A 12162-nucleotide genomic window follows, 5' to 3' on the forward strand; every position below is an offset into this window, starting at 1 on the left:
CGGTGATCCATGTGTTGACGTATTTTTTGCCTTTCAGATCTGTTTCAACGTATTCGAGATAATTGACCAATGTCTCTTTGTGAGACTTGTTGATGGGGACATCATTCACGAATCGAAACCAGTGCTGGCTGCCCTTTTCATCGGTGAAGCAACAGCGCTTCACCTTGCCAGTCTTATCAGTTCATCAACTGATTCATAAAGCGATGCGTGTGAGGTGTCCTTTGCCACCATAATGAAGCTGTATCCGTAGGATTTCACCAGTTTGATGGTGGGGCCGTCGGAGTATAGGTCATCGAAGTTCAGCACCAGTTTAAGGTGTGGATGCTCTCTGGATATATTGGACAAAAGTCGTTTCAGTGCCGTTTTTCGCAATCATTCTTTGAAGCATCGACCTGTTGGATTATGGGTTCCGGCATCAGGGGAAGCGCTTCCTTTTTACCCGGCTTGACCAGGCAGCAAGCCAGCAGCTGGTGATAGTACTGGGGATTCTTGCTGCCCGGCTTTTTTACGCAGCATTCCGGGCAGTCAATTTTACCTGAGCTGAAATGTCCAGTTCCATCAATTGGCGCGAGATAGCCTTCGTCAAAATATTCGAACTGCCTGAGGCGCCCGGAGCGTTGCACAAAAGCAAACAGCCGGGTAAAGAACTTGCGGAAATAGCGAGTTTCAATGGGGTCAAGCATCTCCCGAAGGTAGGTGTCACAAGGGACTTGTCCAACTCTGTATAACGATTTCAGGTTGCGTAGCTTATCGGGCTTTTTCACACAATCGCGGCCAAACTGAAGCAACGATGGATACTTCAAATGCATCACGGCAAGACCACTCATGATGGCATCATGAAGCGGGATCGTATCTTGGCTAGCCCTTTTTCGAAAATCCGGGATTTTTGAAGCTTCTTTAGAGACGATGGTGATCAGTTTTTCGGCAACGGTCTTTCGTTTGGATGGTGGCACAGTAAAACAACAACACTCATAAAATCTGGAATACTTTGCCTGAAAGTTTACAATTTCCAGATTTGTAAGTCAGCCTTAAAGCCTTGGTGCTATTGACTTGAATCAATTTAGCGGGAATTGCTGGCCGCCTGCGGCGTCAGCCCCTGAATTTGGCGTTAGCCGCTACCCACTCACCAAGTACAGCATGACGAAAAAAGTTCATGCGGATATAATGTTAAGAATTTCCATATATTTCTTGAGATATGCAAATGACAACGGCAAAAGACACAGTTTGGGGAATGAGCCCCAACCCTGCGATGGCCAAACAGCTTGCCGTTCGTGATGTTCCTTCCCTCGTTTATGATGCAGTGAACCTGGAAGGTGTAGCGATGACCTTGCCAGAGGTGCAAACACTTCTGGACGGGATAACCGTTGGTGGTCACAAAATCAGCGATCAAAACATGGCCCTGAATCAGGCTGATGCTTGGAAACATCTCTTTGAGCTTGTATCTAAACAAGGCTTTTCTTTTTCAAAGGAAGTTGCTTTAGGAATACATAAAATTGCTGGGAAAGAAGAAGCTTTGGAGTGGGGAGCGTTCCGAACTGGAAACGTCACTATCAGCGGTTCTGATTATGAACCACCTTCTCCCAAAGAGCTTGTGCAGGAGTGGGCTGAAATTGTGAAAGAAGTGAGTTCGTGTAGTGACATCTATGATCGTGCAATTACTGCATTTCTTAGAATGGCAAGAGCACAACTTTTTTGGGATGTGAATAAACGTATGGGCAGGTTCATGATGAATGGCATTCTTCTTGAAGCTGGTTACCCAATTATTAATGTTCCAGCCAAAAGGCAGAAAGAGTTTAATCAGTTCATGCTTGAATTCTACAGCACTGGTGACATGGCTCCAATGAATAAATTCCTTCGCGAGTGTATTAACCCAAAAATCATAGAAAATTTCCAGTAATACGCGGCTAATCGGGTAGCCGGAGGTTTCTAACCTCCAGCCCCCACAACACCCTGCATGCGGGTCCGCACAGGGCGTTTCATTAAGAATGGTGAAGCTTGATCCATTCGTCCCCCAGTGAAAACGTGGTCGAAAAGATTGTCGCCAAAGGCTGGCTTCGTATCATCACGCTGAGTCACGTCATTACCGGGCGGCATTCGTGTATTCAAGTCTGACAAGGCTCCTCCTTTATTCTTAATGTTCAGGCCTTCGTCGTGTCCCGGCCATTACGCCGGGCATTTGACTACTATGCCTTCTGCTGACTTCTGCTTAATCACCGGCAGAGTTGCCTCTGACGGCGCTATCGGTGGTCATCCNGCATTCTGTTCGCCGAGCCTGTTGAGACCAGTGGCTGAGAACTGGAAAGTAACCGATCGCGTGTTAAGCAGATCTCCCCGGATAAGGACATGAACTGTCACTGCGCAACTGCATCCTTTACGGTGGCCGTCAGATCACGTGGCTTCGTTGTCTTGTGCCAACTCGCCTCCAGCCTACGCCTCATAGGATGTTCTTGTTCATCAGCTCGCAGCTTTGCTAGCGGCTTCCTCCAGACCAGACCTCACGGGCTGGCCCTTGCCGTTCGCTAGTAGTTAGCGTTTAATCACAACAGGGTTTTCAACGGTGATCTTCCTACAGGGGACTTTCACCCCATACGTTCATGCCCATGCCGGGCGTACATAAGTGGTTCCAGGTGACGCCGTCTGCGGTGGCGCACCTGAACCAAGCCTTAGGCATACTTACATAGATGTTAGTCAAATCGAATACGATTAGTAATAGCATTCTTGTTATAGGTAAAATGATAGGAATATTGCTATGTATGGAAACGTATCGCAGAAACAAACAGGACACCTTTATCAAACTAAAGTTGTTGAAAAAAAACCTAATGAAAATAGCTTAAAAGGTAGGCCTTCGGGAAAAGTAGAAATACCGCTAAGACATGAGATGGGTGAAATTCATTTCGACAGAAAATTAGCACCAGGTGGAGAGAAATCCATCATCCCAGTCTGTAATGCTTACAAGCCAACCACTCAAAATGAGTTTTACTCAGAGATAGAAAGAGCATTGTCAAATGGAGTAAAGTTTGTTTTATGTTTGATTGATGTCCATTTTACAGATAAAAGCAAAGTCATACCATTAATTGAGTTTTGCAAAAAAAATAACATTGAAATTATCAATTTTGATTATGTTCAAATTGTAGCTACTGGAAGAAAAACTCCTGATGAAATAAAGAAGCATTTACCAGAAGATACTACAACTATAATTAAAGAAACACTATCGATTTTTTCATCGCCTGAAACACATGAATGTCTGCGATCAATTTCTCCTGATGCTCTTATCTTCGCTGGTGAAATTGCTGGTTGTTGTGTAAAAGCATCCGCCATGGGTTTTGGAGAAGAGTCGATGTATTATTGCTGGCATGGTGAAGAGTTTGGTGCCGTCCAGTATGGTTACCCAATTTATACACAAAAAGACTTAATATTTGACGATGGCTATCCTGAGAAAGATTATCAAAATCTTGATCATCCACTCATATACAAATTTAAATCCATAGCTGAAAACAAAACGTATGCCTAATCGGGTAGCCGGAGGTTTCTAACCTCCAGCCCCCACAACACCCTGCATGCGGGTCCGCACAGGGCGTTTCATTAAGAATGGTGAAGCTTGATCCATCCGTCCCGCAGTGAAAACGTGGTCGAAAAGATTGTCGCCAAAGGCTGGCTTCGTATCATCACGCTGAGTCACNGGCGGCATTCGTGTATTCAAGTCTGATAAGGCTCCTCCTTTATTCTTAATGTTCAGGCCTTCGCCGTGTCCCGGCCATTACGCCGGGCATTTGACTACTATGCCTTCTGCTGACTTCTGCTTAATCACCGGCAGAGTTGCCTCTGACGGCGCTATCGGTGGTCTCTTATGATTATCTCGTTATCAGATGAAGGTTTTTTGAGGCTGTTTGACACTGGACGTAGTGCCCAGTGCAGTCTTTACTATGGATTCCATGAGGGAAACTATCAGTGAGCAGTAGCGTTAGATACCTTTACTATTGCAGGCTTTCCTCATGGCATAATTTTTCGTAAAAAAGCATCTGAAGCATGGGTACTTAAAGCCCGCTTTTTATTTGTACAAATAAATTAGGATTTGCCCCAAAATAACTTCCCGATTTTCACACGGACTCCGTTCGCCCTGAGCTTGTCGAAGGGTTATAGCATTGGGCTTCGACAAGCTCAGCCCGAACGGATTTTGAGCAGATTTGAATAAGGAAGTTATTTTGGGACTATTCCTTAGTCATCAGGAAAATATGAATTATCCGATTAAACTGAAGGCGATTGTCGTTTTTTTAGTGTGCATCAGTTTTCAGTACGGCTATGGTGCTAATGGGTGCAACATCAACCAGACAGATGCACTTATTGGTGCCAATTTTGTCTATGCTCCCGCCTATTTTTACAAGTATGTTTTGAAAAAAACTGACCAGTGCCATGATTATTGCCAGGTGACAGAAGGCTCCAAAAACCGATGGCTCGGGTATTTTATGCTAATGCACTACTGGGTTCCCAGACATAGCTTAAATATGGCTTTTGTCTCTGTACGACGTAGCAGCTATATGCCTCAAGGTCGCATACTGAATTCCTATATTATCTCCAGCAGGTTATTAGCGGAGCATGATAGCGATACCGGATTCTCTAGTCACAGGAACCCTAAATCATTCCCTAACTCTATTGAAGTTTTCGAAGGCAGTCGTTTCACCCATACAACACAGAATATTTATGAATATGTATGCTTTTCTTACTTTCCGCTATTTCACTTGCTGGAGTCGGGAGAGAACGAACAATTTGCCATGGCGGATGCCCAGTTATGCACAGGCGGTGATCATCGACCCGCACTTTTTCAGGCGATAGAAACTGCACGGGAAAACCCCGGGCAGCCCATTCCATTTGAGTTTCAACCCGCAAGGACATCTGAAACATTTCAGCAGATTGTCGTGGCATACGAGAACCAGGATTTTTCCGCCATACTGGCCGAAAATAAAAACACGCTGATTATTCTGGGGGTTCCGGATCATGATGATACTCCGGCAGTCTCTAGCGGCTATGTAAATGGTTCTGAAAGTGATTCTGGCAGTGGTACAGTGCCCAATACTGAAACGCTTCCGCTGTACTATGAACTGAATCATGATGCTCACAAGAGCATTTCCGATGGGGTTTCTCATGCCATTATCGGTATGTTAAGCCCGCACAGGCCTGACCCGGTCATTCGTTTCTCTGGTGAGCCTATCGTCCCGGGCAAAAATCTTTATCTTGAGAATCTTCAGTGGCTGACCGATGAAAAACATTCCATCTATTTACCCCGCCAGTCAGTGTTGCTGGAAACCAATGTCACCTGGAATACACTGCCTGATCATGAGATTAGCTTTTCTCTTGGCGAAAAACACAGTGCATTGCATGTTGCCATTGAGAGTAAACATATCTTTCATAACAGTAACGGACAAACAGTCTCCGGCAATAGGTGTCACCTCCAGCTTCCTTTACAAGATGCCGAGCTGTGCAATTTTGTTTTCTCTGGAGAGACTTATCAGTCAAATTGTCGGATAGCGGATGTTCAAACGCTTCGCCACGGGCTGTTAGAAGTAGGAGATATCGACTTGTCGGGCAGCGGTGAAAAGCCTGATACCTCTCTGGAGAATGTTGTTTTTCTCGATACCGCTTATTCCAAGCGCGCCTACTACAGTGGCAGTGCCGATAACAAAGCCGCTTATTTCCCGCCACTGCCTGAGTATGATCCGGCATTAGTAACGGCACCGCTGTGTACTCCACCGGTTCCGCCTACAGAGCCGACAGAAACCTCTCAGGCAGCACCTTATTCTTCAAGTTCGAGCTCAGCCATGGTCAGTACTACTTCTTCAAAAATAAACCCGCAAATAACATCCAGTAGCAGTAGTAGTAGCAGTAGTAGCCGCTCAACAGCTTTTTTGCAGACAGTGACTACCCGTACAACGTCGCCGGGCATTGTAAAGATTTCAACACAAACTTATCTGGCGATGACCCGCTCTGCATGGCAAGAATTAGTCTCTCCCTCAGTCTCTCCCTCAGTTATTCCTTTAGCTACCCCAGAGATATCAGGCCTCAGAGAACAGGATTTAACGCCTGTCATTATCACTACACCGGTACTGGCAGCCACTGGAATTGCACTTTGGACGGCAGCCACGGTAGCTTCTTGTGCAGGTTACCATGCAACGGGACGAAATCACCGCGCATTAAAAGTTGCCTGCTACATTTTTTCGGGAGCAACTGCCTATGCCGTCGATCTGATGATGAGTACCGATAAAGGTTCCCACTCGGATAATTTTGAATTGGGGCTGATAAAAAACTGATTCAGGAACGGTTTGAATTTGCTGTGGGAGAAAACCAGAGAAAAACACACTGCTGTCCGGTTAAAAATCCGGAATAGGCGGAAAGTGCCTGTCCCTGTTTGATTACAGTAAAATAGCAGTTGTCGAAACAGCTATTTCAAAGACTAAAACATGAGGGTAACGATTGAACTGAATCACGATGCTAGCTCCGTCAAGGATTTAAAATGCGTCGAGACCAGCAATTTCAAATAGGACACCCACAATAATTTTTGATGATGCGATTGAATCGGGTGGCACAATGAAGAGGATTGTGGAATTTATATCACAGGAGCATGAATCTGAATCTGAATCTGTTTCCATCGCTACATTGCTTGTAAAACCCGGCCGAGTTTCGATACCCGTAGATCAGCACTTTGCTTATGAAATGGACAACGACGACCTGCTTATTGGTTATGGACTCTCCTGGAAGGATAAACATAGAAATATACCTTTTATTGCCAAACTGGTTCAGTCATTCATTGAAACAGTTACGACCTAAAGCTGAACTTGGAAAAGCGATCTACCAAACCTCCAATATCAAGGGCGAACTTATCCTTCGAACCGGTCAGATGGCCCATGAATATTTTGAAAAATACCTGTTTGAGGCTAATCCTGAAATTTTGCCAGAAGCGGCGGCTCAAATGGTGGCTCTGCCTCCCTCAGATTTTGATCAACTGGCAGGTCTGGAAATGGGCGGTATTTCTATTGCAACGACTATCTCACTCCAAACTGGCAGAACCAATCTGGAAAAGAGGCACCTTGGACTTTCTCGCCTCTCTATGCAAAACCTGAGCTTGTGATATTTTCAAAGCTTAAATTGCAGATGACGGCTCTTTAAGTGATAGACAGCCCTGCACAGAGCTAGTCACCCCAGCCATAGTAGCTAAACTGAAACAATAAACCGTGCTGAAGGACTTTAGGAGGCTGTCCGAGAATAGACAGTCCGGCCTAAAATCCAGAAAGAACGGCCATCTTTTCCACTGAATTTGCTTAAATAGGTCAACTATTCGCACAAATTCAGTGAAAAAGCTGACTCGTTCTACTGAATTTTATGCTCGGACGCTATTCTCGGTCAGCCTCCTAGCCCAATGGATTCGATCTCTGACCCATCATCCTCACTCCCTCCTCACCGAGGCGGTCGAAAACGAAAGGCTAAGCAGGGTCAAAATCCAAAAGCCACCAAGAAAAACAAGACTGATAAGCCACTGGGGCACTCGGGGACATAGTGATCAGATCAAGCAGAATATCTTCCAGCAAATTCAGCAAGAAGGTCCATCCATTGCTCTGATGAATCGCTTTAATTCCATGAAAGTGCCCAACCCTTTTGCCAAAACATGGAATACACGCTCTCTGGCTAAATACTTGAAACAGAACTTCCCTTACAAAGATTTTTTTCCTCGCTCTTTAAAAGACATATACGACAAAATCAATATTAACAATCACGTTCACTCGACAGAAAACATAGAACTGGTGATTCGAGCGCTCTGGAACAGGCCTGGTGCTCTGGAGGCATTACTGGCCAAATACTATGAGCTGGATACTGATCCAGACTCTGTCTCACAACACCTTAACGCCCATGGTTTACGAGACAATAGCGGAGACTTATGGACGGCAGGCTCTGTAGAATCAGCCATGATAGAGGCCAAGCCACCCGAGAAGTGATTCACGGTATATTTTTTCTCCAATGATTGAAAAAACCAGTTCTGCCGGCCATATATCTGTTGGCCTGAATACCAGCCCCCCTTCTATCGTGCGCTACTGTCGGAACCGGGGCACCTGAAAAAGTACAGGGTGTACTGAGTATTCCCTTCGGTGTTCTGAGCAAGAAAAGGAAGTGTCTTCATCAATACCGCTACCAGCGTTTGCTGACTGATATGGACAGGATGCATTCCCAATACCAGATGCATGCCCGTTTGATCGGCCTGTTGCAGATTCTGATTCTTTGACGGCATCTGCTCCTTTGGCCAGGAGGCTGACCGAGAATAGACAGCCTCCCAGATGGGCCTCATGCAGCATTGGAACTGGAGGAAATGCTATCCTTCACTACCTTGACCAACACCCGCTCCAGAGCCGTTATGGAACGTTTTGGTATGCAACAGGACCCGAAGACGTTCAAACATCCTGATCTGGATCCAGATCATGAACGGGCTGAGCACTGCCTTTACCGATTGAAAAAAGCGGACTGGTCAAAGCAGAATTTTTAAACCTTCTTGCAGGTCAGTCCTTCAGTTCATCCTGAAAGCCTTCATAGTCATTCTCTCGAGCCAAAGCGATCAGTTTCTTCAATTTGTCCGGGGTCATTAACGCCAGCAGGAAGTTTTTGAGCAGGCTGTTCGCTTGTTCAGGTTTGCCTTCTATACCCAGAACATTGTACTCCGTACTCAAGGTAGTGAGCATGACCGTGACACCCTGATGATCAACAGCTTCCAGACCAAAGACAATTGAGTATAAATCAGGATGATTCAGTAGCAGGTGAAGAATAGTCATGGCCACTTGGGAAGTGTTTACCAGTAAGACACCCGCCAAAGTATGAGACACCAGGCTTTCTGATAAAATTTCGGGAAAATGATAACTCAAACACTGGAACATTCGACTGCCACAGGTGGGTAGACCTACGCTATGCCAGCGATTCCCCTGCTGGTTAATCAGACCCATGATGATTTGAAAGACAGGCGTCGTTCCATTATTAGCCCCCTGAATGTACTTCCAGTTTTGATGCAGGTTCCGACCAATAGATTCAGATCTCATAATGGCCGCCAGTATCGCCAGAAAGTTGGGGCTCACCTCCAGCATTTGTGTGAAAGTATCCAGCCCTTGTCCTTCCTGGCTGATAATCCAGCTCAACAGCTGCGCTATCTGTGGGTGTTGTGAAGCCAGCGGGAGGAGTTGAGCCAGCTGAGTCTCTGAGAACAGGGTTAATGCCTGGGAAGGCAGGCCTGTGCTATACAAGGTCTGCATCAGACTCCTGACATCCATTCCCGGGAACACCGCAACCATGCTACAGATCTGCTCAAAATCAAACCCTTGAAAGTAAAGCCACAAAAACTGAATCAACGAAATATCGTTAGGCTTTGCATAGGTATGATAACGGCTATGTTTCGCTAAAGGGTTGACAGGACTAAACTGTCACGAGGTTCTTCAACCGGAGGCTAGGTTATGCAGTCTCAGCAGTTTCAAGAAGTTCTTAATGCAATTTCGTTACTGACAAATCAACAGAAAAATATTCTGCTTAATGCACTATCGGATCGACATTCCCCTTCCGATATTGCTGTCTCCATCGAAGAGGGCTTTATAAAGGCACCAATATGCCCACACTGCGGTTCTGAAGATCTACAGCGGTGGGGTATTCGCAACCAGCGCCAGCGTTTTCGTTGCAAGGATTGCCATAAAACTTTGAACTCTTTTTCCAAAACACCATTGGCTCGACTCAGGCACCCCGAAAAATGGTCCAGTTATCTTGAAGGAATGACTCATTCTCTCACNAGCCATTGAGCATGATCAGGCACCAGAGCTTGGTGGTATAGCGGAAATCGACGAAACATTCTTTCGTGAGTCGTTTAAGGGGCAGAGGAAAGGTCTGCCTAGACCTGCTCGCAAAAGAGGCTCCGATAAGAAATCTGAATGCAGGAAAGTCCCAGTCATGGTAGCCAGAGATCGCAACTGTCACACTGTAGATGGTATTCTTGATAACGAGAGTGCAGACGAACTTTGTCGCCATTTGAATGGTCGAATCAATATTGAAACTGTTGTTTGTGCTGATGCAAGCCTCGCTCACGAGAAGCTTGCGAGGAAGCTGGGATTCACCTTCAAGGAGCTGGTGACATCATCTGGCAAAAGGGTTTTAGATGGAATCTTTCACTTACAACATGTCAATGCATATCATGGCCATCTTAAGGGCTGGATAGAAGGGATTTTTCATGGGGTTGCGACAAAATACTTACCACATTACCTGGGCTGGCGTAGAGCTTTAACCGGGATTCAAACTCTAACACCTGATCGATTGGGTAATAAAATTATGGAGTTTCTCCGCTTTCAACCTTTAAGCGCAACATAGCCTATGATAACGGTTGAGTAAGCGCTGAAAATCAAAGGGTTTGTCGTACAAAGGCGTCAGTTCAGCTATCCAGCCGGGATGAGCTGGCAGTTGCAGTAACCATTGATAGACCTGCAACTCGGGAAAGCTCTCCAGCATGTCGAGCACTTGAGGATTAGCGCCCAGCATCACCAGCAGATTGGCCTGTGCGTCGTCCTCCAGTTCATTTTTGACGATCATTCTTTCCAGCAGGCTGGCCATTGAGTGATTTACAAGCAACAATCCAATCAGTCGCTCTATGCCCTCCTGTCTATTGGCCACCCACTGATGGTTTCTGATAAATGCCACCAGCTTCGGGCATCGTTTCTGGAGACTATCCAGCTGCTCCTGGGATTGAGCTCCAATGGGCATGAGCATTACGGGATCCCGAAAAAACTGTTGAGACCCATTTAATTGTTCAGTTTTAAGTGAACGTTCAAGTCCGCCTTTTTCCAGCAGGGGCATTAAAACAGCGATTCTAATTTCGGGCAGAGACAGTTCAAAGCATTCACTGGTAACAGGAATAAGCCATGGAATGATCGCTAGCAGTACACTTCTTGACCTCATAAATGAGCTCGATCCTGAGTATAAGAATTTTCAGGGAAGCATAGCAGGGCAAATCAGATTACCGGGTGGTTGTTTTTCATTATTGTGGAAATAAAATTTTTACTTTAAATGGGTCAGCCATTAACCATTCTATTCCATGACCTTATTTTCCAAACAATTAACAACACCTGCTAATCATGAGCTAGCATTTAATAAATGCATTTATTAACCCTATTGAAAACGTAGGATACTGACAAAGCAGCCGTTTTATTTTTCTGAAAATTTTCTTTTACACCCCATTTAAAAACTTTAAACACAGTCGCAGAATTCAAGTCAATCACAGTGCTTTCCATCATCTCCATTAAATCAAATCGCTTTATTTTTCGTTTTAAAAACCATTCTTTTCAATTAAAAAATCAGAAATTCTGTCTATAGGTACATATTCTGAGAAAAAAACTAATTTAAAGCATTCAATTTAACTTTATCATAGCGATTTTAAAGTTTGTGATAAGGCTAATTGAATGAGCCAACACCGACGATTGGGACAAGAGCCAGGGTAAACGCATGAACGTTATTTGATCAATCCGAGGATGTGACAGAGGTATTCCTCACTCCAGCCACACGTTTTGCGTTTGTTCTTTATACCAAGCTTGATTGAGGTATCCTGTTTTAGAAGGTTGAGAGCTACTTACCTTGCTATAGCCAGGTTTTCAGCAGCATTACCCCTTCTGACTCGCGACTGATCTTCTGAAAATGCAACATCCAACACCCAATGCAAATTATTCTCCACTTGCCAGTGAAGTCGTGTCGCCAGCAGGACTTCTTCTGCGGTCATGACCTTACTACTGATGAAGTAGCGAATGAAGCTTCGCCCCTTGTTCCCTTTTGTACAATCCAACTGAACGGCTGCAATCGTCTTAGCCTGCCATTGAGTTGCTTGAGGACAAGATGACAGGTCAGTAAGAACCCAGCAACGGCGGTGTTCCTTGCGACCATGTTTACTGTCGCGCTGCTCACTATATTGAGACTGATCTGGGCTATCGGTCGGATTACTCTCCCAATAAGTAGAAAAGTAGCGATCCAGTTCACCATAAAGTTTGCGCTGGTTGTTTTTCACAGCTAAAAGATAATCTGCTTTGACCTTGAGAATTTTGCTGGCAATACGCTTTTGGCAGCTCATGGCATCAGCAGTCACCGTACAACCTTCAATGGCCAGTTTATCCA

13 protein-coding genes and 1 pseudogene are annotated in these 12162 nt (G+C 45.2%); 8 read left to right on the plus strand and 6 right to left on the minus strand.

Annotation, left to right across the window (positions count from 1 at the left end):
* Positions 1 to 159: 159 nt before the first annotated feature.
* Together GZ78_RS27045 and GZ78_RS27050 are read right to left on the minus strand one after the other, a co-directional pair.
* Complete coding sequence (locus GZ78_RS27045) at positions 160 to 345, minus strand: hypothetical protein (protein ID WP_152558480.1); 186 nt, start codon at positions 343 to 345, stop codon at positions 160 to 162.
* Positions 346 to 353: 8 nt separating this feature from the next.
* Entirely contained in the window at positions 354 to 953 is a 600-nt protein-coding gene (locus GZ78_RS27050) for a hypothetical protein (protein WP_051785697.1), read from the minus strand.
* A 248-nt stretch (positions 954 to 1201) separates the two neighbouring features.
* On the opposite strand from GZ78_RS27050, the gene GZ78_RS00920 reads away from it, so the two are divergent.
* The 6 genes from GZ78_RS00920 (at position 1202) to GZ78_RS30135 (ending at position 7982) form a co-directional block, all read left to right on the plus strand.
* On the plus strand, positions 1202 to 1897 hold the full coding sequence (locus GZ78_RS00920) for a Fic family protein (RefSeq protein ID WP_201772626.1): 696 nt from the start codon (positions 1202 to 1204) through the stop codon (positions 1895 to 1897).
* An 852-nt stretch (positions 1898 to 2749) separates the two neighbouring features.
* Positions 2750 to 3511: a cysteine hydrolase family protein gene (locus tag GZ78_RS00925; protein WP_034832027.1), complete on the plus strand. Its 762-nt coding sequence runs from the start codon at positions 2750 to 2752 to the stop codon at positions 3509 to 3511.
* Positions 3512 to 4232: 721 nt separating this feature from the next.
* The gene (locus GZ78_RS00930) at positions 4233 to 6302 is read left to right on the plus strand and encodes a hypothetical protein (RefSeq protein WP_034832028.1); all 2070 of its coding nucleotides are present in this window, start codon (positions 4233 to 4235) and stop codon (positions 6300 to 6302) included.
* A gap of 289 nt (positions 6303 to 6591) precedes the next feature.
* Positions 6592 to 6819 (plus strand): hypothetical protein, encoded by a 228-nt coding sequence (locus GZ78_RS00935; RefSeq protein WP_236631454.1) that lies wholly within the window; start codon positions 6592 to 6594, stop codon positions 6817 to 6819.
* Positions 6800 to 7120: a hypothetical protein gene (locus GZ78_RS00940; RefSeq protein ID WP_051785698.1), complete on the plus strand. Its 321-nt coding sequence runs from the start codon at positions 6800 to 6802 to the stop codon at positions 7118 to 7120. The genes GZ78_RS00935 and GZ78_RS00940 overlap by 20 nt, the downstream gene beginning before the upstream one ends.
* Positions 7121 to 7607: 487 nt before the next feature.
* On the plus strand, positions 7608 to 7982 hold the full coding sequence (locus GZ78_RS30135; protein WP_034832030.1) for a hypothetical protein: 375 nt from the start codon (positions 7608 to 7610) through the stop codon (positions 7980 to 7982).
* An 83-nt stretch (positions 7983 to 8065) separates the two neighbouring features.
* Here GZ78_RS30135 and GZ78_RS00950 read toward each other — a convergent pair whose 3' ends face one another.
* On the minus strand, positions 8066 to 8272 hold the full coding sequence (locus tag GZ78_RS00950; RefSeq protein ID WP_152558482.1) for a hypothetical protein: 207 nt from the start codon (positions 8270 to 8272) through the stop codon (positions 8066 to 8068).
* Positions 8273 to 8350: 78 nt separating this feature from the next.
* Between GZ78_RS00950 and GZ78_RS29255 the strand changes: the two genes are divergently transcribed.
* The gene (locus GZ78_RS29255) at positions 8351 to 8524 is read left to right on the plus strand and encodes a GNAT family N-acetyltransferase (protein ID WP_161787274.1); all 174 of its coding nucleotides are present in this window, start codon (positions 8351 to 8353) and stop codon (positions 8522 to 8524) included.
* Between the two features lie 13 nt (positions 8525 to 8537).
* On the opposite strand, the gene GZ78_RS00960 is transcribed toward GZ78_RS29255, so the two are convergent.
* A complete protein-coding gene (locus GZ78_RS00960) occupies positions 8538 to 9278 on the minus strand; it encodes a hypothetical protein (RefSeq protein ID WP_161787275.1) in 741 nt (246 codons plus the stop codon).
* A 198-nt stretch (positions 9279 to 9476) separates the two neighbouring features.
* Here GZ78_RS00960 and GZ78_RS28675 point away from each other — a divergent pair.
* Positions 9477 to 10374 (plus strand): annotated as a pseudogene (locus GZ78_RS28675) (IS1595 family transposase).
* On the opposite strand, the gene GZ78_RS00975 reads toward GZ78_RS28675, so the two are convergent.
* Positions 10360 to 10959: a hypothetical protein gene (locus tag GZ78_RS00975; RefSeq protein WP_034832040.1), complete on the minus strand. Its 600-nt coding sequence runs from the start codon at positions 10957 to 10959 to the stop codon at positions 10360 to 10362. The pseudogene GZ78_RS28675 and the gene GZ78_RS00975 overlap by 15 nt on opposite strands.
* 667 nt (positions 10960 to 11626) lie before the next feature.
* Positions 11627 to 12162 (minus strand): ISAs1 family transposase (locus tag GZ78_RS00980; RefSeq protein WP_152558596.1); only part of this gene is annotated, 536 nt, incomplete at its 5' end.

The organism is Endozoicomonas numazuensis (assembly GCF_000722635.1).
Taxonomy (GTDB): Bacteria; Pseudomonadota; Gammaproteobacteria; order Pseudomonadales; family Endozoicomonadaceae; genus Endozoicomonas_A; species Endozoicomonas_A numazuensis.